The 21406-nt window shown below is 75.2% G+C and carries 22 protein-coding genes; 16 read left to right on the top strand and 6 right to left on the bottom strand.

Annotated features, from left to right (window positions below):
• Window position 1: 1 nt before the first annotated feature.
• Both OG715_RS38185 and OG715_RS38180 read right to left on the bottom strand, forming a co-directional pair.
• On the bottom strand, window positions 2-292 hold the full coding sequence (locus tag OG715_RS38185; RefSeq protein WP_266272654.1) for an acyl carrier protein: 291 nt from the start codon (window positions 290-292) through the stop codon (window positions 2-4).
• Between the two features lie 115 nt (window positions 293-407).
• Complete coding sequence (locus tag OG715_RS38180) at window positions 408-1340, bottom strand: 3-oxoacyl-[acyl-carrier-protein] synthase III C-terminal domain-containing protein (RefSeq protein WP_266272655.1); 933 nt, start codon at window positions 1338-1340, stop codon at window positions 408-410.
• Window positions 1341-1487: 147 nt separating this feature from the next.
• On the opposite strand from OG715_RS38180, the gene OG715_RS38175 reads away from it, so the two are divergent.
• The 5 genes from OG715_RS38175 to OG715_RS38155 all read left to right on the top strand — a co-directional run bounded on the left by OG715_RS38175 (window position 1488) and on the right by OG715_RS38155 (window position 5564).
• Complete coding sequence (locus OG715_RS38175) at window positions 1488-1787, top strand: hypothetical protein (protein WP_266272656.1); 300 nt, start codon at window positions 1488-1490, stop codon at window positions 1785-1787.
• Window positions 1784-2965 (top strand): glycosyltransferase, encoded by a 1182-nt coding sequence (locus OG715_RS38170; RefSeq protein WP_266272657.1) that lies wholly within the window; start codon window positions 1784-1786, stop codon window positions 2963-2965. The genes OG715_RS38175 and OG715_RS38170 overlap by 4 nt, the downstream gene beginning before the upstream one ends.
• A 115-nt stretch (window positions 2966-3080) precedes the next feature.
• Window positions 3081-4046: an ATP-binding cassette domain-containing protein gene (locus OG715_RS38165; protein WP_266272658.1), complete on the top strand. Its 966-nt coding sequence runs from the start codon at window positions 3081-3083 to the stop codon at window positions 4044-4046.
• Window positions 4047-4078: 32 nt separating this feature from the next.
• Window positions 4079-4843 carry an ABC transporter permease gene (locus OG715_RS38160; RefSeq protein ID WP_266272659.1) on the top strand — a complete coding sequence of 255 codons (765 nt, stop codon included), beginning with the start codon at window positions 4079-4081 and terminating at the stop codon, window positions 4841-4843.
• A gap of 298 nt (window positions 4844-5141) precedes the next feature.
• The gene (locus OG715_RS38155) at window positions 5142-5564 is read left to right on the top strand and encodes a hypothetical protein (protein WP_266272661.1); all 423 of its coding nucleotides are present in this window, start codon (window positions 5142-5144) and stop codon (window positions 5562-5564) included.
• An 89-nt stretch (window positions 5565-5653) separates the two neighbouring features.
• Here OG715_RS38155 and OG715_RS38150 read toward each other — a convergent pair whose 3' ends face one another.
• From OG715_RS38150 to OG715_RS38135, 4 genes are all read right to left on the bottom strand, one after another.
• Window positions 5654-7009 carry an aminotransferase-like domain-containing protein gene (locus OG715_RS38150; RefSeq protein WP_323182196.1) on the bottom strand — a complete coding sequence of 452 codons (1356 nt, stop codon included), beginning with the start codon at window positions 7007-7009 and terminating at the stop codon, window positions 5654-5656.
• Window positions 7006-7947 (bottom strand): alpha/beta hydrolase, encoded by a 942-nt coding sequence (locus OG715_RS38145; RefSeq protein ID WP_266272662.1) that lies wholly within the window; start codon window positions 7945-7947, stop codon window positions 7006-7008. Before OG715_RS38145 ends, OG715_RS38150 begins: the two co-directional genes overlap by 4 nt.
• Before the next feature lie 173 nt (window positions 7948-8120).
• The gene (locus OG715_RS38140; RefSeq protein ID WP_266272664.1) at window positions 8121-8894 is read right to left on the bottom strand and encodes a class I SAM-dependent methyltransferase; all 774 of its coding nucleotides are present in this window, start codon (window positions 8892-8894) and stop codon (window positions 8121-8123) included.
• Between the two features lie 100 nt (window positions 8895-8994).
• Window positions 8995-10080, bottom strand: a complete 1086-nt coding sequence (locus OG715_RS38135) for an alpha-hydroxy acid oxidase (RefSeq protein WP_266272665.1) — start codon at window positions 10078-10080, stop codon at window positions 8995-8997.
• Window positions 10081-10285: 205 nt separating this feature from the next.
• Here OG715_RS38135 and OG715_RS38130 point away from each other — a divergent pair, with 205 nt between their 5' ends.
• The 11 genes from OG715_RS38130 to OG715_RS38080 all read left to right on the top strand — a co-directional run bounded on the left by OG715_RS38130 (window position 10286) and on the right by OG715_RS38080 (window position 21336).
• Window positions 10286-11716: a class I adenylate-forming enzyme family protein gene (locus OG715_RS38130; protein WP_407661153.1), complete on the top strand. Its 1431-nt coding sequence runs from the start codon at window positions 10286-10288 to the stop codon at window positions 11714-11716.
• A 223-nt stretch (window positions 11717-11939) separates the two neighbouring features.
• A complete protein-coding gene (locus OG715_RS38125; RefSeq protein ID WP_266272667.1) occupies window positions 11940-12215 on the top strand; it encodes an acyl carrier protein in 276 nt (91 codons plus the stop codon).
• Window positions 12212-12508 (top strand): acyl carrier protein, encoded by a 297-nt coding sequence (locus tag OG715_RS38120; RefSeq protein WP_266272668.1) that lies wholly within the window; start codon window positions 12212-12214, stop codon window positions 12506-12508. Before OG715_RS38125 ends, OG715_RS38120 begins: the two co-directional genes overlap by 4 nt.
• Window positions 12505-13626 (top strand): beta-ketoacyl-[acyl-carrier-protein] synthase family protein, encoded by a 1122-nt coding sequence (locus tag OG715_RS38115; protein WP_266272669.1) that lies wholly within the window; start codon window positions 12505-12507, stop codon window positions 13624-13626. Before OG715_RS38120 ends, OG715_RS38115 begins: the two co-directional genes overlap by 4 nt.
• Complete coding sequence (locus OG715_RS38110) at window positions 13623-14183, top strand: hypothetical protein (protein WP_266272671.1); 561 nt, start codon at window positions 13623-13625, stop codon at window positions 14181-14183. Before OG715_RS38115 ends, OG715_RS38110 begins: the two co-directional genes overlap by 4 nt.
• 191 nt (window positions 14184-14374) lie before the next feature.
• Window positions 14375-16021, top strand: a complete 1647-nt coding sequence (locus OG715_RS38105) for a class I adenylate-forming enzyme family protein (protein ID WP_266272673.1) — start codon at window positions 14375-14377, stop codon at window positions 16019-16021.
• Window positions 16018-17280, top strand: coding sequence for a beta-ketoacyl-[acyl-carrier-protein] synthase family protein (locus tag OG715_RS38100; protein WP_266272674.1), 1263 nt, complete (start codon window positions 16018-16020; stop codon window positions 17278-17280). Before OG715_RS38105 ends, OG715_RS38100 begins: the two co-directional genes overlap by 4 nt.
• 76 nt (window positions 17281-17356) lie before the next feature.
• Entirely contained in the window at window positions 17357-18370 is a 1014-nt protein-coding gene (hppD, locus tag OG715_RS38095) for a 4-hydroxyphenylpyruvate dioxygenase (RefSeq protein ID WP_266272676.1), read from the top strand.
• A 37-nt stretch (window positions 18371-18407) separates the two neighbouring features.
• On the top strand, window positions 18408-19322 hold the full coding sequence (locus OG715_RS38090; RefSeq protein ID WP_266272677.1) for a phytanoyl-CoA dioxygenase family protein: 915 nt from the start codon (window positions 18408-18410) through the stop codon (window positions 19320-19322).
• Window positions 19319-20380 (top strand): thiamine pyrophosphate-dependent dehydrogenase E1 component subunit alpha, encoded by a 1062-nt coding sequence (locus tag OG715_RS38085; protein ID WP_266272678.1) that lies wholly within the window; start codon window positions 19319-19321, stop codon window positions 20378-20380. Before OG715_RS38090 ends, OG715_RS38085 begins: the two co-directional genes overlap by 4 nt.
• Window positions 20377-21336, top strand: coding sequence for an alpha-ketoacid dehydrogenase subunit beta (locus OG715_RS38080; protein WP_266272679.1), 960 nt, complete (start codon window positions 20377-20379; stop codon window positions 21334-21336). The genes OG715_RS38085 and OG715_RS38080 overlap by 4 nt, the downstream gene beginning before the upstream one ends.
• The last annotated feature ends 70 nt before the right edge of the window (window positions 21337-21406 follow it).

The following is a 21406-nucleotide window of genomic DNA, read 5'->3' as shown; positions in this document are numbered from 1 at the left end:
GTCAGTCCTCGGCGATGACGTGCGCGGCGACGTAGTCGGCCAGGTTGGTGACCGAGCGCAGGTCGTCCTCGGTGATCTGCTCGACGTCGACCTGGATGTCGAGCGCCTCCTCGACCTCCAGGATCAGCTCGATGGTGCCCGCCGAGGTGAGGCCGAGGTCGTCGAAGAGGCAGGCGTTCTCGGGGATCTCGAACGGGTCCCGCTTGAGGACGCGCGGGATCAGCTCGCCGAGGCTGTGCAGGATCCGGACGCGCAGCTCGGTGTCGGTGGTCTGGACCACTTGGTCGGACATGGGTAGGACCGTCCCGTCGTGCGTGGTGGAGTGGGGCGGAGCGGCCGAAGGACCGGCGCCCGGGGAAGGAGAAGGACCGGGGAGGACGGGCCGACGGCGGGTCGGCCGTCCGGCGTCAGTGCTCGACGACCATGGCGGAGAAGGTCGCTCCGATACCGGCGGCCGCGACGAGGTAGCGGTCGCCCCGTTCGAGCAGCCCCCGCGTGGTCGCGGTGTGCAGGTTGATGAGGCCGTCCGCAGCGAAACTGTGCCCCACCGACGTCACGTTGTCCAGCACCACCTTCCCGATCGGGAAGCCGATCCGGCGCGCGATCGTGCGCCAGGACGCCTGGTTGACGTTGTGCGGGAGCAGCAGCGCCAGGTCGGAGAGGTCCAGACCTGCCTGGTCGAGGGCGGCCTCGATCGCCTCGACCATCACATCCGGGTACTCCCGCTGGTAGCGGGCCAGCAGGTCCTGGTCCTCGGCCAGCCGGCCGTCGAACTCGGGACGCTGGCGCACCGCGTAGGACAGCACCCGGTCGTGCTCGCCGTCCGCGCTGACCAGGCAGGCGGCCGCGCCCTCGGCGAAGATCCCGGTCTCGGGCACCACCTGGGCGTCCTTGGTGAAGGTCTTCTCCCCGGCGAGCACCAGGGCCAGCGCCCGCGGGTCGGGCTCTCCGGCGAGCAGGCGCCCGGCCAGGTCGACGGCCAGCAGGCCGACGGCGCAGGCGTGATGGGTCACGGTGAAGGCCTGCGCGTGGCCGAGGCCGTACTGCTGCAGCAGGTCGTGCAGGGGGTTGAGCGGGTACGGCACGGCCACCGGCATGCTGCGCGCGTGGATCACGAAACGGATGTCCCGTTCGCGTCCGCGCAGCTCCGGAAGGGCGTCGACGGCGGCGCCGAGCAGGTCGGGCAGCTTCCCGTCCGGGTCCAGTCGCAGCTGGTCCAGGCCGTGGAAGCGGCGGAAGAGTCGAAGTTGACGTGGGGTCAGGCCCAGGCGCTCGCCCACTGCCTCGATGGGCACGGTGTGGTGGGGGAGGTGGACGGCCACTGCCTCCAGTGCGGTCACGCGGGCTAGTATTCCCACGCCCGACGGGTCCGCACAAGTGATCTCGGGCGGTTGCGGCGCACAGTCCGCACAGCTCACCCCACGGAACGCGCAGGCCACGTGCCGCCGTCCCCCCGCCCCCGCGTCGTCGAGCCGGTGGAGTCCCTGATGAACGATCGTGAACGTCCCGTCCCCGTACCGCCGGTCCTTCCGGCCCTGGTCGCACTGCTGGCGGAGGCCGCACAGGCACCGCCCGGCTGGGCCGCCGGGGTGATCGGGGAGTCCCGGTTGGACGGGGACCTGCTGCTGGACGAGACCGAGCTCGCCGCCCTGCACGAGGGCCTGCAGCGGAGCTTCGGCCCGTCGGTGGACCTCGCCGCGCTGCGGGCGGGCCTCGACCTGGCCGCGCTGGAGGCCCTCACCGTCGCCGACGTCGAGCGGCTGCTGCCTGCGGAGGACGCCCGATGAGCCGCTTCCTGCTGGTCGTGCCGCCCCTGACCGGGCACGTCAACCCGACCGTGGGCCTGGCCCGGGAGCTGGTGGCGCGCGGCCACGAGGTGGCCTGGACCGGCACCGAGACGGCGCTGCGGCCGCTGCTCGGGCCGGACGCGACCGTGTTCGGCACCGGCACCCGGGCGTTCCGGGCGCAGGGCGGCCACGGGCTGGCCGCCGTCCGCTCGCTGTGGGAGGGCTTCATCGTCCCGTACGCGCGGTTCACCACCAAGGCGCTGGACGCGGCGGTGCGGGAGTTCCGGCCGGACGCGCTACTGGTGGACCAGCACACCCCGGCCGGGGCGCTGGTGGCGCACCGGCACCGGCTGCCCTGGGGCACCCTGGCGCCGGGGGCGATGGAGCTGGGGCGGCCGTTCCGGGGGCTTCCGCTGCTGGAGGAGTGGATGACCGGCCTGCTGCTGGGCCTGTGGCGGCGGGCCGGACTGCCCGAGGAGGAGTACGTCGACCCGCGCTTCTCCCCCGCCCTGGTGCTCGCCTTCACCGGCCCGGCGCTGACCGGCCCCGGGCCGGTCCCCGCGCACCATGCCGCCGTCGGGCCGGTGCTGACGGACCGGCCGGCCGATCCGGCGTTCCCCTGGGAGCGGCTGCTGCCGGGACGGCGCCGGGTGCTGGTCACCATGGGCACCCTGTCCGGCGAACTCGGCGCGGACTTCCTGGCCCGGGCGGTGCGGGCGCTGGAGCTGTGCGGGCCGGACGTGCAGCCGGTGTTCGCGGCGCCCGCCGAGCTGCTGCCCGAACTGCCCGGTCACGCGGTGGCGGTCGACCGGGCGCCGGTGCTGGAGCTGATGCGGCGCGGGGTGCTGGACGCGGTGCTGTGCCACGGCGGGATGAACACCGTCGGCGAGGCCCTGGCGCACGGACTGCCACTGGTCGCGGCCCCGATCCGGCACGACCAGCCGTTCGTGGCGGCCCAGCTGGCGGCCGCCGGGGCGGGACTGCGGGTGCCGTTCGCCCGGGTGACGCCGGATCATCTGGCGGAGGCCCTGCGGAGCGTGCTGGAGGAGCCCGGCTACCGGGCGGCGGCCGCCCGGGTCGGGGCGGAGCTGCTCGCCGGCGGCGGGGCCGGAGCGGCGGCCGACCGGGTGGAGGCACTGGTCACACCGGGTGCCCCTTGGGCCAATCCATTGGTCTAGGCCATTGTTTCCGGGGTGCCGGAACCCCTAGGGTGGCCCGCAGCACCACTTCCCAGGTGTCCCGCGCGCCGTCTTCCGGCGCCCCGGCAACCCCATCCCCGCACGGGAGTTCTGGTTGATCGAGACCAAGGGGCTCAGAAAGTCCTACCCCTCCAAGAAACGCGGCCAGCCCCCCGTGGACGCCGTCCGAGGCATCGACCTCGACGTCGCTCCGGGTGAGATCTTCGGTTTCCTCGGCCCCAACGGCGCCGGGAAGACCACCACCCTGCGGATGCTCGCCACCCTGATCCGCCCCGACGGCGGAGAGGCCCGGATCGCCGGGGCCGACCTGTTCGCCGACCCCGCCGAGGTCCGCCGCCGGATCGGCTACGTCGCCCAGGGCGGCGGCACCACCGACGCCGTCACCGCGCGCGAGGAACTCGTCATGCAGGCGCGGCTGCACGGCTCCGGCAAGGCCGAGGCCGTGCGCCGGGCCGACGAGGCCCTCAAGGCCTTCGAGCTCACCGAGTTCTCCGACCGGCCGTGCCGCACCTACTCCGGCGGCCAGCGCCGCCGGGTGGACATCGCGCTCGGTGTCATCCACTCGCCCAAGGTGCTGTTCCTGGACGAGCCCACGGTGGGCCTCGACCCGGCCAGCCGCGGCCACGTCTGGACCGAGATCCGGCGGCTGCGCGACGAGGGCATGACCGTCGTCGTCACCACGCACTACCTCGACGAGGCGGACGCGCTCTGCGACCGGGTCTCCATCGTCGACCACGGCGGCATCGTCGCCGAGGGCACGCCGGAGACCCTCAAGCGCGAGATATCCGGCGACGTCGTCCTCATCGGCCTCGGCGCCGGCGAGGCCGAGCGCGCCGCCAAGGCCCTGCGCGAGCAGCCCGGCCTGCCGGAACTGCACCGGCTGGAACTGCGCGGCGAGGACGGCCTGCGGCTCTACCTGGACGACGGCGCGGCCGCCGTCCCGCACCTGCTGCGCGCCCTCGACGGGGCGGGTGTCACCACCGGCACCGTGCAGTTGCAGCGCCCCAGCCTGGACGACGTGTTCCTGGCCCGCACGGGCCGCTCCATCGAGCAGTCCTGACCCTCACCTCCGAACCCCGAGGAGGGGCTCCGATGAAGCTCGCCCGCGACACCTGGCTGGTCTTCCAGCGCCAGCTGCTGCTGATGTGGCGAACCCCGATCTGGATCGCCGTCGGCGTGATCCAGCCGATCTTCTACCTGCTGCTGTTCGCACCGCTGCTCAAGCAGGTGCTGGCGCCGATGGGCGCCACCACCTACGCCGAGACCTACCAGATCTACGTGCCGGGCCTGTTGGCGGTGCTGTGCATCTTCGGCGGCCTGTACACCGGCTTCAGCCTGCTCGGCGAACTCAAGGCCGGCATCATCGAGCGGGCCCGGGTGACCCCGGTCAGCCGGCTCGCGCTGCTGCTCGGCCGGGCCCTGCGGGAGACGGTGGCGCTGCTCGTCCAGGCGGTGATCATCACCCTCATCGCGCTGCCGTTCGGCCTGCGGGTCGGCCCGCTGAACCTCCTGCTGGCCTTCCTGCTGATGGGCCTGCTCGCGCTGATGACCTCGGCGATCTCGTACGGGATCGCGCTGGTGCTGCCGGCCGACGAGGCGATGGCACCGGTGGTGAACACCCTCGCCCAGCCGATCGCGCTGCTCTCGGGGGTGCTGCTGCCGCTGGCGCTGGCGCCGATGTGGCTGCAGTCGATGGCCAAGTGGAACCCCTTCTACTGGGCTGTGGAGGGCATGCGCGCGCTGTTCTCGGGCCATGTCGGGGACAGTGCGGTCTGGCAGGGGCTGCTGGTGGTCGCCGTGATGACGACGGCGGCCGTGTACTGGTCGGCCCGGCTGTTCGCGACCCGGGTGCGCTGAACCGGGTGCGCTCAACCGGGTGCGCTCAACCGGGCCCGGGACAGCGGGTCCACGGACCCACGAGTGACAGAACGACAGAACGGCAGACAGACACAGGCGGGAGGCGGGCGGGCCGGGCCGGAGGGGATCCGGCCGGCCCGCCTTCCGGCGTTCCCGCGCCCGGGCCCGTCCGCCACCCGGGCCGCCGCCGCGTCCGCCGCCTCGTCAACACGGTTCGGGCAGTGATCTGTTGTCGGGGCGGACCCGGCGGCCCTATCGTCGGGACCGGTCGATCGTCCGTTCGTCAGAAGGAACCCGAATGAGCCCCCGGTCCGAGAACACCCCGGCCTCCGCCCGGCGCCGCGGCACCCGCCTGGCCATCGCGGGCGGGGCCATCGCCGCGCTGCCGGTGGTCGGCCTGCTCGCCGCGACCCCGGCCTCCGCCAAGCCGCCGGTCAAGGCCGCCGAGGCCCGCCCGGCGGCCGGGAGCGTGGCCGCGAAGCCGCCGATGAAGATCGTGGCCGCCAAGCCGCCCGTCAAGGCCGTCGCGGCCAAGCCGCCGGTCAAGGCGGTCGCCGCGAAGCCGCCGGCGAAGATCGCCGCCGCGAAGCCCCCGGTCAAGGCCGTGGCCGCCAAGCCCCCGGCGAAGGCCGTCCCCGCCAAGCCGCCGATGAAGATCGTCGCCGCCAAGCCGCCCGTCAAGGCCGTCGCGAGCGACCCCCGCGCGGCCCGGGGCAACTGACGCCCCGCCCGGAATCCACCGGCGGAACGCCGAACGGCGGTGCCCCTTCGTGCAAGGGGCACCGCCGTTCCGCGTTCGTGTGCCGCGGGCTACCCGACCGTCCCGCCCTCGGCCCGCAGGAAGCCCGCGAGCCGGGCCACGCCCTCCGCGATCCGCTCGGGCGTCAGCGAGCTGATGGAGAGCCGCAGCCGCCGCTCCCCGCCCCCGGCCGGGTAGAACGGCGCCATCGGCGTCCACAGCACGCCGAAGTCCCGCGCGCAGCGCTCCATCGCCGCCTCGTCGGCCGCGAACCCCACCGTGAGCACGGCGAAGAAGCCGCCCTCGGGCACGTTCCAGGACACGCCCAGGCGGTCCCGCTCGGCCGCCGGGAGCTGCCGCTCCAGCTCGGCCAGCAGCGCCCCCATCGAGGCCGCGTAGTGGGCCGTCGCGGGGGCGTTGGCGGCCCGCAGCCGGCAGTCGTGGGTCAGCAGCATCCCGCCGATCACCGCCTGGCTGAGGGCCGGGGTGTTGACCGTCGTCATGCTCTTCAGCTTGGCGATCTCGTCGGCCAGCAGGGTGCGCCGGCCGCCCGGACCGGTCACCTCCTGGTCGGCGACCAGGTAGCCGAGCCGCGCGCCGGGAAAGCAGGTCTTGGCGAAGGAGCCCAGGTAGACGACCCGGCGCTGGCGGTCGAGCGCCTTCAGGGTGGGCCTGGCGCCGATGTCCCGGGCGAAGAACCCGTACGGGTTGTCCTCGACGATCAGCAGGCCCTCCTCGGCGGCGGTCTCCAGCAGCCTGGCCCTGGCGCCCACCGGCATCGAGGTGCCGGAGGGGTTGGCGAAGTCCGGCACCACGTACAGGGCGCGCGGGCGCCGCCCGGTGGCGCGGACCTCCCGCGCGGCGGCCCGGACGGCCTCCGGGTCCGGCCCGCCCTCAGGCCCCTCGGGGACCGGCACCGTGGTCAGGTCGAGCAGCCGGGCGGCCCCGGTGACGCCGACGTAGCAGGGCGAGCTGACCAGCAGGACGTCGTCCGGGCCGGCGCAGAGCGCCCGCAGCGTCAGCAGCATGCCCTCCTGGGCGCCGACGGTCAGCACCAGCGCCTCGGGGGCCACGGTGAGGCCCTCGTCGTGCGCCAGGGTGCGGGCGACCAGGTCGTTGATGATGCCCTTGGTCGGGCCGTACTGGAACAGCGTGGTGCGGATCGCGTCGCGGTCGAGGCCGGTGGCCGCCAGGTGGTCGAGGTAGGCGTCCAGGTAGGCGGGGACGTCCTCGGGCTCGAAGAAGCCCTCGTAGGGGCGGCCGGGGGCGAAGGAGATCGCCTGCGGGTAGCGGGTGGTGACCTCGTTCAGGAAGGTCATCGCGTCCAGCAGCGGGTCCGCGAGCGAGCCGTGCAGCTCCGCCAGCGGGAGGGTGACGGGCCCGGCGGCGACCGCCGCCTCCGGGGCCGGGACGGCCGGGGCGCTCACGCGAGGGCCTCGCGCAGCCGCGCGGCCGCGTACGCCTGGGCCTCGGCGGCGCCGTCCAGGGTGCCGGTCATGGCGAAGAAGCCGTGCGGCATGCCCTCCCAGCGGCGCAGCTCCACCGGGACCCCGGCCGCGCGCAGCGCCTCCGCGTACTGCTCGCCCTCGTCGCGCAGCGGGTCGTACTCGGCGGTGACGACGGTGGCGGGCGGCAGGCCGGTCAGGTCCGGGGCGCGCAGCGGGGAGACGTGCGGGTGCTCGCAGTCGGCCGGGTCGGCCAGGTAGTTGCCCCAGTACCAGGCGACCGAGCGGCGGTTGAACAGCGCCGGGTCGTCGTGCTCGCGCATCGACGGGGTGTCGGCGCGGGCGTCGGTGTTGGGGTAGACGAGCAGCTGGTGCCGGAGCGCGGGGCCGCCCCGCTCGCGGGCGAGCAGGGCGAGGACGGCGGCGAGGTTGCCGCCCGCGCTGTCGCCGGCGACGGCGAGGCGCTCGGTGTCCAGGCCCAGTTCCGCCCCGTGGGCGGCGAGCCAGTCGGCGGCGGCGGCGCAGTCCTGGACGGCGGCGGGGAAGGGGTGTTCGGGGGCCAGCCGGTAGCCGACGGAGGCGGTGGCGCAGCCGACGGCGTTGGTCAGCGCGCGGCAGATCGCGTCGCTGGTGTCGGGCGAGCCGAGGGTCCAGCCGCCGCCGAACAGGTAGAGCAGGACGGCCGGCCGGCGGCCGTCGGCGGGCGGCGCGGGCCGGTAGAGCCGGAGCGTGAGCTCGCCGCCGGGGCCGGGGAGGCGGTGCTCCTCGACGGCCTCGACCGGCTCGGGCGTGCCCGCGGCGGCGCGGATGTCGGCGAGGTCGGCGGCGCGGGCCTCGGCCACGGTGAGGTCGTAGAGCGGGGGTGTGCCGGCGCTCGCGCGGCGGTCGCGCAGGGCCTGGGCCTGGGGGTGCAGGGGCATCGGGGTTCCTCGGGGCGGCGGTCGGCCGCGGCGGCGGCCGGCGGTCGGGTGGGCGGCCGTGGCGGTGGCCGGCGGTCGGGTGGGCGGCCGTGGCGGTGGTCGACGCCCGGTCGCGCGGCCGTGGCGACGGGCGGGCGGCCGTCGGGCGGGCTACCGCGGCGGCGGCCGGCGGGTCAGCGGTCTGCTTCGACGTAGATGGTCTCGTCGGTGCGGAAGGCGGTGTCCAGGTCGGCGACGTCGCCGCGGACGCCCTCGCGGTAGGCGCAGTGGCGGATCCGGGCCTCCTCGAAGCCGGCCTCGGTGAGGACGTGCCGCAGTTCGTCCAGGTCGTAGATCCACTGGTGACCGTAGTACCGGAAGATCTGGTTGACCAGGAACGCCGGGCGCTGCGGCATCGGCGGGCCGAAGCCCATGGTGCTGAGCCGGCGGTGGTGCTTGGCGAGGAAGCCGTCGCCCTTGGCGTAGCCGTTCAGGTAGCGGGCCAGGTCGGGGGTGGTGATCCGCAGGACGCCGCCGGGGCGCAGGACCCGCCGGGCCTCGCGCAGCCAGCCGATCGCCACCGGCATGGTGACGTGCTCGATCAGGTGCTCGGCGTACACCCAGTCGACGCTGGCGTCGGCGAAGGGCAGCGGGCGGGAGATGTCGAGCTGGGTGAACCAGCGGTCGCCGTCGACCCGGTAGAGGGTGCCGGGCTCGCTGGCGGTATCGGGGCCGCGGAGCGCGGTGAGGTCGCTGCCGAGGCCGCCCGGGTGGGCGGTCCTGAAGGCCGCGAACTCGATGCCGGTGAGGCCCAGGTCGGTGAAGTCCTGGTGGTCGAACGGGAGCCCGCCGTCGGCCGGTTCGAGGCTCCGGCAGGTGGCGACGTCGGCGCTGAAGCGGTCGAGCTGCTCGGCGAGGCCGTCGGGGTCCTCCCAGTCCCAGCCGGGGAAGGCGTCCTGTCTGTTCATGGTCTCGCTCTTTCGGTCGCGGCGGTCGGGATGGGGCTAGGGGCGGTCGGGGCGGGGCTTGCCGGGTCGGGGGCCGGCGGGTCGACAGGTGTACGCACCGTCAGACCGGCCAGGGCGCGAGGGCGGTGCGGTCCAGGTCCGCGGCCGAGGGGCGGCCCAACAGGGCCATGGTGTGCTCCAGTTCGTCGCGCAGCAGGTCGAGGACCTGTGCGACGCCGGCCTCGCCGCCGGTGGCCAGGCCCCAGAACGCGGGGCGGCCGACCAGCACGGCGCGGGCGCCCAGCGCGAGCGCGACGGCGATGTCGGCGCCGCTCCGGACGCCGCCGTCGAGCAGCGCCGGGATGTGCGGCGGCAGGGCGTCGACGACCTCGGGCAGCGCGGCGAGGGCGGGCAGCGCGCCGTCGAGCTGGCGGCCGCCGTGGTTGGAGACCACGACCGCGTCCACGCCGTGGTCGGCGGCGCGGCGGGCGTCCTCGGCGGTGAGCACTCCCTTGAGGACCAGCGGCAGCCGGCTGCGTTCGCGGAGCCAGGCGAGGTCGGCCCAGGTCAGGGTGGGGTCGAACTGCTCCCGGGCGTGCTCGGCGATGCCCGAACTCCCCTGGCCCGCGTGGTGGCTGGCGGCCATCAGGGCAGGGTCGAGATTGACCGCGCGGATCTCCGGCGGGACGGCGAAGCCATTGCGCAGATCGCGCAGCCGGCGGCCGATCCTGGGGGCGTCGACGGTGAGCAGCAGGGCCGCGTAGCCGGCCGCCTCGGCGCGTTCCACCAGGGCGGCGAGGGCCTCCCGGCGGCGCAGCCAGTAGAGCTGGAGCCAGAGCGGGCCGGTGGCGGCCTCGGCGATGTCCTCCAGGGTGCGGCTGGCGAAGATTCCGGCGACGAGCAGCGCGCCGGCCTTTCCCGCCGCCCGAGCGGTCGCCGTTTCCCCGTCCGGATGGACCAACCGGTGGTAGGCCATCGGGGCAATTCCGACCGGGAACTGCAGTGCGGCGCCCAGCAGATCGACGGCCGGGGCGCACTCGGAGACGTCGACGAGCGCGCGCGGGCGGAACGCATGGCGTCCGAACATTTCCCGGTTCGCCGCCAGGGTGCGTTCCGCACCACTGCCGCCTTCGACGAAGTCCCAGATTTCCGGGGCAAGTTGATCGCGCGCCGCGCGTTCGATCCCGGCCAGCGTGAGTGGTGCCACGGGCGTCCTCGTTCCCGGACCGGCTACGTTCGGACCGGCCCACGGATCGGCAGCGTAGGAGGTCTGGACCTGATTGGTATAGACCTTGATTTGACCAATCGTCTGTGCAATCGTCTGGCAACGGAATTGGACGTATTGCCTGGTGTCGACGACGACCCGGGAAAGTGACGACCAAGTGTCCATGACAAATCTCCTCACGTGTGGAGTGGCGTTGACCGGCTTTTCCTCTTCTTCTCCGGCGCCCTCCTCACCCCCGCACGCCGATGCTCCCGCCGACTGGGTCGACCGGGTGCTGCTGGCCGGCCCCGGGGGTGAGGAGTGCCTCCGATTCGGCACACCCGTCGACCGCGACGCCCTGCGCGCCCTGGTCGCCGAGCAGACCGAACGACTGGCCTCGGCCGGGCTCGGCCCGGGCGGCACCGCCGCCCTGCGGCTGCCGCCCTCGCTGGGCTTCGTCGCCGTGCTCCTGGCCGCCTGGCGGCTGGGCGCCCAGGTGGCACTGCTCGACCACCGCCTGACCGAGCACGAGGTCGAGCAGGCGGTCGCCCGGCTGCGCCCGCAGGTCCTGGTCGGCTCCGCCGGGCGGCCCGCGGCGTCCGCCCTGCGCGGCTACTCCGCGGTCGATCCCGTGGCGGTCGCACAGCCCGACGGCCGGCCCGCCGGGACCGGCCACGCGCTGGTCCAGCTCAGCTCGGGCTCGACCGGGCCGGCCAAGGTGATCGCCCGCACCGCGAGCGACCTGATCCGCGAACTCGACTGCTACCGGGAGCTGGTGTCGTTCCCCGGCGAGGGCGAGCGGGTGGTGCTGCTGTCCTCGGTGGTGCACGTGCTCGGCCTGGTCGGCGGGCTGCTCAACAGCCTCCACGGGCGCGCCCCGCTCACCGTCCCGGACCGGATGACGGCGGCCGGCATCCTCGCCGCGGTCGCCGCCGACGACCGCCCGACCACCGTGATCGGGGTGCCGTTCCACGCCGAACTGCTGGCCGGGGCCGCCGATCCGCCGGAACTCCCGCAGCTGCGGCGGATGGTCGTCGCCGGCGAACTGGTCAGGCCCGGCCTGTCCGAGACCTTCACCGCCCGCTGGGGCGTACCGCTCGGCACCATGTACGGGATGACCGAGCTCGGGGTGATCGCCACCGACCTGGACGGCACCCTGCACCCGGCCAAGCAGCCCGTGCACGGCATGGAACTGCGGCTCGTCGACGGCGAACTGCGGCTGCGCACCGCCGCCTCCCCCTACCCCGGGCTCGACGACCCGACCCGCTGGGCGGACGGCTGGCTGCACACCCGTGACGCCGCCACCCTCGACCCCGGCACCGGCCGGGTCACCGTACTCGGCCGCCGGGACTCCCAGGTCTCGATCGGCGGCCTCAAGGTCGACCTCACCGAGATCGAGCAGACCCTCGCCGCCCTCCCCCACGTCCGGGAGGCCGTCGTGGTCTTCGACGAGGGCGCGATCGAGGCCTACCTCTCCGCCGAGGACGGCGCCGACCGGGCACTCGTCCAGGACGGGCTCGCCCGGCAGCTGGCCGCCTACAAGCGGCCGCGCCGGCTCGCCTTCCTCCCCCAGCTCCCCCGTACCGCCACCGGCAAGCTGCTGCGCGACCCGGCCGCCCTGCGCGCCGCCGCCGGCTGAACCGGGCGCGCCGCGACCCGGCGCGCCCGCCCGCATGCCACCCCACGCCACCGGCCGGGACCTCGCGCCCCGGCCGCCACGAACCACCCGGAAGGGCCGGGCGGGATTCCCCGACGGGCAGCCACAGCCTGCCCCCGGGGCCCCGGGTCCGCCCCGAAGGACTGCTTTCCCCTCCCCGACGACCCCGTGCGCACCGCCTGCGCCCGGGCACAAGGAGCACACCATGCAGGACCGCATCCGCGCGTTCGTCCTCTCCGCACTGGCCGAGATGCAGTACGACGTCGAGGGCGTCACCGGCGACACCGACCTCGGCCCGGCCGGCCTGGACCTGGAGTCGCTCGCCCTCGCCGACCTCTCGGTCCAGGTCGAGGACGAGTTCGGGGTCAAGTTCGACCTCGACGAGATGGAGACCACCGCGCTGATGACGCTCGACCAGTTCACCGCCGATGTCGAGGCCCGGATCACCGCCGCCACCGCCACCTCGGGCAGCCCGGCGTGACCGACCTCGCCCGCCCCGACCGGGCCGAGGTCCTGGAGATGCTCGCGGCGTTCGGGCAGCGCGCCGCCGAGGACGTTCCCGATGAGCTCGGCTCACTCGAACTCACTTGGCTGATAGCCGAGTTCGAGCAGCGCTACGGCATCGAACCGGATCTGGACGACGAGGCCTTCGAGGCCGTCCGGACGGTGGACGACGCCGTCGCGGTGTTCCGCGCGGCCGTGCTCGCGGCCGGCGGCGCGGCAAGCGGCAGCGGCAGCACCGCCGGCGGCGTCGCGGGAGCCGCGCGGCCATGAACCGCCACGCCCCGACCGCCGTCCGGCCCGTGGTGACCGGCGTCGGCGTGCTCAGCGCCGCCGGCGAGGGGACCACCGCGCTGGCCGAGGCCGTCGTGCACGGCAAGGCCGCGTTCGGCCAGGTCACCCGGTTCGACGTGTCCGCCCGCCGCACCACCCGCGCCGCACTGCTGCCCGAACCGCGCCCGCTCGCCGACGCGGTGCTCGCCGCCGTCGGCCAGGCCTGCCGCTCGGCCGGCCTCGACCCGGCCGACCCGGACGGCGGCCCGCCCGTGCTGCTCGCCCTCCACAGCGACCGGCACACCCGGGCCACCCTGGCCGAGGTGTCCGCCGGGACCACCGCCCGCTGGGGCGGCCCTGGGGTCCTGCGCGGCTACACCGGCGCCTGCGTGGCGGCCGGGACGGCCGTCGCCGACGCCGCCCAACTGGTCGCCGCCGGCCGTCGGCCCCGGGTCCTGGTCGCCGCCGGGCACCTGGTCGAACCGGGCGTCTTCGCCGCCTTCGACGCCGGCCGGGCGCTCGCCCGGGACGGCGAACTGCGCCCGTTCAGCGCCGGCCGCAGCGGCACCCTGCTCGGTGACGCGGCGGTCGCCGTCCTGGTCGAGGCCGAGACCGAGGCCGAACGACGCGGCGCCCCCGTGCTGGCCCGGCTGGCCGGCTGGGGCCGGGCCGGCGACGCCCACCACGTCTGCCGCCCCGAACCCGGGGGCGACGGCGTGGCCCGGGCGATCGGGGCCGCGCTCGGCCGGGCCGGCATCGCGCCGGAGGAGGTCGACTACGTCAACGCCAACGGCACCGGGTCGACCCTCTCCGACCACGCCGAGGCGCTCGCCCTGCGGCGGGTCTTCGGCGCGCACACCGACCGGCTGCCGGTCAGCTCCAGCAAGGCCGTGCACGGCCACGCCCTGGAAGCCTCGGCGCTGCTCGAACTCGTGGTCACCATCGGCGCGTTGACCGACGGACTGCTGCCGGTCAACGCCGGCTGGCTGGGCCCGGACCCGGAGATCGGACTGGACCTCGTCCTGGACGGCCCGCGCACCGCCCGGCCGCGCCACGCGCTCACCCTCAACTCCGCCTTCGGCGGCGCCAACACCGCACTCCTGGTGGCCGCCCGATGACCGCGCTGCGCATCCTCGCCGAGGCCGTCTGGCCCGACCCCGAAGCCCGCGGGCCCGAGCAGCTGCCGCCGCTGCCCGGCTTCTCCGCGTCCACCTTCAACCCACTGGTCGCCGAGACCGCCGAGCGCTGCCTGCGCGCCCGCCACGGCGCCGCCCCCGCGCCCGGCCGGACGGCGCTGCTGCTGGTCAGCGCGAGCGGCGACCTCGCCACCGCCCGGGCCATCGAGGAGGCCGCCGCCGACACCGCCCGGCGGATGCCCCCGCTGCTGTTCTTCCAGTCCAACCCGAACGCCGTGCTCGGCCACATCGCCGCCCGCTGGGGCCTGACCGGCCCGGTGGTGGCGATCTGCCCGAGCCAGCCCCCGCCACCCGGACGGGTCCCCCAGGACGCGCTGGACCTGGCGGAACTGCTGCTCGCCGACGGCGACGCCGACCAGGTGCTCGTCATCGCCGCCGAGCAGGCGGAGCGGACCGAGCAGGCGGAGCAGACCGACGAGGACGCCGACGGCACCGACGGCACCGATCGGGCGGTGGCCCTCCTGGTCGCCACCGCCTGACCGACCCCGACACGAACCCGCAGCACGACCTCGCAGCACGAACCCCAAGTACCGACCGAAGCACCGACCCGAACCCGCCGACCGCCCCGCCCCAGCCCCACCCTGCGCACCCAGCGGCGCGAGCGGTCCCCCGCCCGCCGCGTCCCGCCGCAGCACGCCCGCACGCCCGCACCTCGGGAGGGATCCACCCCGTGAGCATCCGCAGTATCCGCACCCTGCTGGCGGACGACCCGGCCGTCGGCGCCGGCAACGTCCTCACCCGCCGCATCGAACTCGGCCTCGGTCTCGACGAGCCGCTGCTGACCTTCGACACCCCGGTGGACGAGCACGCCGCCTGGCAGCCGCTGACCCTCACCGAGCTGGACCGCGCCGTCCGGGCCCGGGCCGCCGCGCTGCACGCCCTCGGCATCGGCCGCCGCGACCCGGTGGTGGTGTACGCCGGCGACGCCGCCGACCAGGTCCTCGCCTTCCTCGCGCTGGCCCGGATCGGCGCCATCCCCGCGCTGCTCAACCCCAACCTGGACGGCGAGCGGGCCGCCCGCTACATCGCCAAGCTCGGCCCGGTCGGCGTCCTCGCCGACCCGCCGCACCTGGCCGCGCTGGCCGGCCACGAGACCGGCGCCCCCGCGCTGCCGGAGATCGCGACGCTCGGCGCCGGCGACCCCGAGGACGCCCCCGCGCCCTACCGGCACTCGCCCGACGACCCGGTGGCGATCACCCACTCCTCCGGCACCACCGGACTGCCCAAGGCCGTGGTCCACTCGCACGCGAGCCTCTACGCGGCGATCCGCCACCGCGCCCGGCTGCCCCGCCCGCAGGGACAGGAGCGGATGCTCAGCGCCCTGCCCGCCCCGCACGCCGCCACCCTGATCGCGGTCAACCTGTCGCTCGCCTCGCACACCCAGCTCGCCGTGCTCTCCAGCCAGGCCGGCGCCGGTGTGCTGGACGCGATCGAGCAGTGGCGCCCCAGCGGCGTGATCGGCTTCGCCGCCACCTGGGCCGAGCTCGCCCACCACGACCTCGCCGCAAGGGAGTTGGACTCCGTCGCGCTCTGGTGGAACACCGGCGACTGCGCCCACGAGGTGCACATCCGCCGCCTCGTCGCCTCCGGCAGTCGCGAGTCGGTCACCCGCGAGGGCCGGGTCCGGGTGCCGGGATCGCTGTTCGTGGACGGCCTCGGCTCCACCGAGATGGGCCACTCACACTTCTTCATCACCCACGGGCCCGGCACCGAGCGCTACGGCCGCTGCGTCGGCCGCCCGCACGCCTTCGTCGACTGCGAGCTGGTCGGCCCGGACGGCGAGCCGCTCGGCCCCGGCGAGGTCGGCGAACTCGCCACCACCTCACCGACCCTGGCGCTCGGCTACTGGAACGACTCGGCCACCACCTACCGCACCCGGCTGCGCGGCCGCTTCCTCACCGGCGACCTCATGTACCGGGACGAGGAGGGCTACTACTACCACGTCGACCGGGCCGTCGACTCGGTCGAACTCGGCGACGGCAAGCGGCTGTTCACCGCGATGTCGGAGGAGAGGGTGCTGGCCGCCCACCCCGACGTGCTGGACTGCACCGTGGTCGCGGTGCGCGACGGCGACCGGGTGGTCACCGATGTGCTGCTGGTGCTCGCCGCCGGCGCCGACCCGGACGCCGACCGCACCGAGGCCGTCACCGCCGCCCTGGACGAGGCCGCCGCGGCCACCGTCCGCCAGGTGCTCGTGGTCTCCGGGGACGACATCCCGCTCGGCCCGACCGGCAAGGTGCGCAAGGTGCTGCTGCGGCAGCGCTACCTCGACTCGGTCGCCGTCGCCCCGGTGGCAGCCGTGGCGGCCGCCCGATGAGCGCCGCCCGCCGCCCGGGCGCCGTGGTCACCGGCATCGGCCTGGTCACCCCGCTCGGCCGCAAGCCCGCCGAGGTCTTCGACGCCCTCACCGCCGGCCGCTCCGGCATCCGCGCCGTCCCCGAGGGCCACGCCGCCCACGGCTGGCTGAACGCCGCCGGCATCGCCCCGGCGATCGACGGCCGCGAGGTGCTGCCGCCCACCGAGACCCGCTGCGTGGACCGCTTCGTGCTGCTCGCGCTGGCCGCCGCCGACGACGCCCTCGCCGACGCCGGCCTGGTCGTCGGCCGGGACGCCGACCCGCACCGCACCGCCGTGGTGCTGGCCACCGGCGGCGGCGGACTGGAGACCTTCGAGCAGCAGTCGCAGCGGCGGACCGAACGCGGCCGCCCCGGCGTCAGCCCGTACCTGCTGCCCGGCATGCTCTCCAACATGGCCACCGCCCGGATCGCCATCAAGCACGGCATCCGGGGCTTCAGCACGGCCATCGTGACCGCCTGCGCGGCCGGTGCCCAGGCCGTCGCCGAGGGCCTGCGCCTGATCCGCTCCGGCGACGCCGACGTGGTGGTGTGCGGCGGCACCGAATCCTCGCTGCACCCCACCATCGCCGCCGCCTTCACCAACGCCCGTGCGCTGGCCTCCGGTTGGGACGACCCGGCGCAGGCGAGCCGGCCGTTCGACAGCCGCCGCAACGGCTTCGTGCTGGGCGAGGGCAGCGCCGTCCTGATCCTGGAGAGCCGCGAGCACGCCGCCGCCCGCGGCGCCGCCGGCTACGCCGAACTCACCGGCTGGGGCGCCTCCACCGACGCGCACCACCCGACCATGCCGCGCCCCGACGGCGCGGGCGCCGCCGACGCCATGCGCTCCGCCCTCGCCAACGCGGGCCTGACCCCGGCCGACATCGGCTACGTCAACGCCCACGGCACCGGCACCAAGCTCGGCGACGTCGCCGAGACCGCCGCCCTGCGGTCGGTCTTCGGCGGACACACCCCCGCGGTCAGTTCCACCAAGGGGGCCACCGGTCATCTACTGGGCGCCGCAGGCGCGTTGGAGGCAGCGGTCACCGCCCTGGCGGTGGCCCGGGGGACGCTGCCACCGACCGTCAACCTCACCGAGCCGGATCCGGCCTGCGACCTGGACCACGTCCGGGGCGCGGCCCGAACCGGCCCGCTCACCGCGGCCCTGAGCAACGCCTTCGCCTTCGGCGGGCACAACCTCAGCCTGGTCTTCGAGCCCGCCTCCACCCCGTCCCTCCGCTGACGCCGCCCTGCAGCGCCGCAGCGCGGACACCCGTGCCAGGCCACTCGTCAACTCGCGATCCCCCGGGGAGATCCCGTTGTCCATCCAGTCCATAGCCCACGTCGAGTACTACAGCGCCGACGCCGACACCACCGCGGCGGAGCTCTGCGCCGACTACGGCTTCACCGCCGTCCCGCCCGAGCCCGAACAGCTCGCCGCGGCCGAATCCGCGGACGCCCGCACCGTCCTGGTGCGCCAGGGCAGCATCCGGTTCCTGCTGCGCTCCGCCGCCGACCCCGCGCACCCGGTGGCCCGCTACGCCGCCCGCCACGGCGAGGGCGTGGCCGCCCTCGCCCTGTCCTGCCCCGACCCGCAGGCCGCCCTCGACCGCGCCGAGCGGCACGGCGCCCGCGTCCTGGACCGGGCCGGCGGACTGGTGGCCGGCTTCGGCGACACCGCCCTGCGGTTCGTCCCCGAGGCGCCGGCCCCGGCCGAGCCGGACGGGGCCGGCCCGCAGCTGCTGGACGCCCTCGACCACGCCGCGATCTGCCTTCCGGCCGGCCAGCTGGCGGACGCGGTGCGCTTCTGCGAGGCCGCGCTCGGCATGCACCGGATCTTCGGCGAGTACATCGAGGTCGGCGAGCAGGCGATGGACTCCAGCGTGGTGCAGAGCACCTCCGGCGAGGTGACCTTCACCCTGATCGAGCCCGACACCAGCCGCCGGTCCGGCCAGATCGACACCTTCCTCGCCGACCACGACGGCGCCGGCGTCCAGCACCTCGCCTTCCGCACCGGAGACATCGCCACCGCCGTGCGCAGCGCCCGCGACCGGGGCGTCGCGTTCCTGACCACGCCCGGCACCTACTACGACGCGCTCGCCGAGCGGCTCGGCGCCACCGCCATCCCGGTCGAGACCCTGCGCGAGCTGGACGTCCTGGTGGACCAGGACCACGGCGGGCAGCTGTTCCAGATCTTCGCCCGGTCCACCCACCCCCGGCGGACGTACTTCGTGGAGCTGATCGAGCGCCAGGGCGCCGGCACCTTCGGCACCGCCAACATCAAGGCCCTGTACGAAGCCGTCGAACGGCAGCGCGCCGCCGCCTCCGTCTGAGTCCACCCGCACCGCCCGAAGAGGAGGCCCGACCCCCATGACCACCGCACCCGAGTTCCACCTCACCGAGGCCGAACGCGCCCTGCTGCCCACCCCCGAGGAGGTGGCCGGCTACCTGGAGCACGGCTGGTACCTGTCCCGCCGGCTGTTCAGCGACGAGGAGCTGGACACCCTCCAGGCCGCCACCGAGCACTACTACACCGGCCACCGGGACCGCACCCTGCCGGTCCGCCCGCCGCGCCTCGCCTCCTGGTCGGCCGCCGACGGCCCGGTCCAGCGGCACAACGACTACGTGCACTACGAGAGCGACGCGATCGGCGCGATCCTGCGCAAGCCGCTGCTCGGCGCCGTCGCCGCGCTGCTCGCCGAGGCCGAGGAGGTCCGGATCTTCCAGGCCACCCTCATCTACAAGCCCCCGGTGCCGGGCGAGCCCAGCAACCAGGTGCCGTGGCACTTCGACAAGCACTACTGGCAGACCTCCTCCTCGGACCGGATGCTGACCGCCTTCCTGCCGTTCCACGACTGCGGCGAGGAGAACGGCACCATCACCATGGTCGACGGCAGCCACCGCTGGAAGGAGCTGTCCTCCGGGGAGGACTCCACCCGGCACTTCGCCGAGCGCGACAACTCCGAGCTGGACTCCATCCTGGACGCCAACGCGGAGTACAACGGCACCGAGGTCCGCAAGGTCCCGATGGTCATCCCGCGCGGGCACGTCAGCTTCCACCACTGCCGCACCTACCACGGCAGCGGCCCCAACCTGGCCTCCTTCCCGCGCCGGGCGGTCTCGCTGCACCTCCAGGACGGCGGCAACACGTACCAGGCCGCCACCCGCCCGGACGGCGGGCCGGTGGTCTACAACCACGACGTGCTGGTCCGCCGCACCCCGGACGACCGCCCCGACTACGCCGACCCGGACTTCTGCCCGACCGTCTGGCGGGGAGCGCTGTGACCCCTGGGGCACCCGCCGACACCGCACGTGTCGACACCGCACCCGCCACGGCGGGCTCGGGCACCGCGCCCGCGCCCGCCGTGGCGGCGCTGGACACGCCCGAGCGGCGGTACCGGATGCTGCGGCTGATCCGCTCCTTCGAGGAGCGGGCCCTCGGCCTGGTCAAGTCCGGGGTGATCACCGGCGGCATCCACCCCTACATCGGGCAGGAGGCCGTCGCGGTCGGCGTCTGCGCCGCGCTCGGCGCCGGCGACCGGCTCGCCTCCACCCACCGGGGCCACGGCCACGTGCTGGCCCGGGGCCTCGACCCGGCCCGGATGCTGGCCGAACTCGCCGGGCGGGTCGGCGGGTCCAACCGGGGCCGGGGCGGCTCGATGCACGCCGCCGACCTGCGGCTGGGCATCCTCGGCGCCAACGGCATCGTCGGCGCCGGCGCCCCGATCGCGGTCGGCGCCGCCTGGGCCGACCGGCAGGCCGGCACGGACGCGGTCGCGGTGGCGTTCTTCGGCGACGGCGCGCTCAACCAGGGCGTGCTGCTGGAGTCGCTCAACCTGGCCGCGATGTGGCGGCTGCCGGTGCTCTTCGTCTGCGAGAACAACGGCTACGCCACCACCCTGCCCGCCGGCACCGCGGTGGCGGGCAGCGCGGTCGGCCGGGCCGCCGCCTTCGGCATCCCGGCCGCCGAGGTGGACGGCATGGACACCGAGGCGGTGCGGGCCGCCGCCGAGGAGGCCGTCGCCCGGGCCCGGAACGGCGGCGGGCCCGGCTTCCTGGAATGCCGCACCTACCGGTTCGAGGGCCACCACACCATGGAACGGCTGATGAAGCTGCACTACCGCACCCCCGAGGAGGTGGCCTCCTGGCGCGAGCGCGACCCGCTCCTCCGGGCCGCCGAGGCGATCGGCGCCGCGCGCGCCGCCGCCCTGGACGCCGAGGTCGACGCCCGGCTCGCGGCGGCCGAGGAGTTCGCGCTCGCCTCGCCGCACCCCGACCCGGCCGGCGCCGCCGACCACCTGTACGCCTCCGGCCTGCGGCCCCGGGCGGGGGCGGTCGCATGAGACTGTCCTACACCAAGGCGCTCAACCGGGCGCTGGCCGACGAGTTGGACGGCGACCCCTCGGTCTGCGTGTTCGGCGAGGACATCGGCGCCGGGATGGCCGGGCCCACGCTCGGACTGCTGGACAGGTTCGGGCCGGAGCGGATCGTCGACACCCCGCTCTCCGAGCAGGCGTTCACCGCGATGGCGGTCGGTGCGGCACTGGCCGGGCGGCGGCCGGTGCTGGAGTTCCAGATCCCGTCCCTGCTGTTCCTGGTCTTCGAGCAACTCGTCAACCAGGCGCACAAGTTCTCGCTGATGAGCGGCGGGCAGGCGGGCGTCCCGCTGACCTGCCTGGTCCCCGGCTCCGGCTCCCGGAGCGGCTGGGCCGGCCAGCACTCGGACCACCCGTACAGCCTGTTCGCGCACTCGGGCGTGAAGACCGTCGTCCCGGCCACGCCGACCGACGCCTACGGACTGCTCCGCTCGGCGATCCAGGACCCGGACCCGGTGGTGGTGTTCGCCCCGGCCGCCGCGCTGCCGGTCCGCGAGACCGTCACCTGGGACCTCGCGCCGGTGCCGCTCGGCCGGGCCCGGGTGCACCGCGAGGGCACCGATGTCACCCTGGTGGCGGTCGGGCACCTGGTGCACGACGCGCTGGCGGTGGCCGAGGAACTCGCCGGCGAGATCTCGGTCGAGGTGCTCGACCCGCGCACGCTGTACCCGTTCGACTGGGACGCGCTGGGCGCGTCGCTGGAGCGCACCGGGCGACTGGTGGTGATCGACGACTCCAACCGCAGCTGCGGGATCGGCGCGGAGGTGCTGGCCACCGCCGCCGAGGAGTTCCGACTCACCGCCCCGCCCCGCCGGATCACCCGCCCGGACGGCACGGTTCTGCCGTTCGCCCCCGAGCTGGACCGGGCGCTGCAGCCCGACCGGGAGCAGCTGCGGCACGCGCTGCGCGCCGTCATGAAGTAACCGTCCGAACTGGATCGACGTTCGTCACGACACCCTCCGGGGGCGGCCGCCGCGGCCGCCCCCGGTCGGC

It is taken from the genome of Kitasatospora purpeofusca, assembly GCF_036010405.1.
GTDB classification, from domain to species: domain Bacteria; phylum Actinomycetota; class Actinomycetes; order Streptomycetales; family Streptomycetaceae; genus Kitasatospora; species Kitasatospora purpeofusca.
This window is presented reverse-complemented; position numbering and strand designations above follow the sequence as displayed.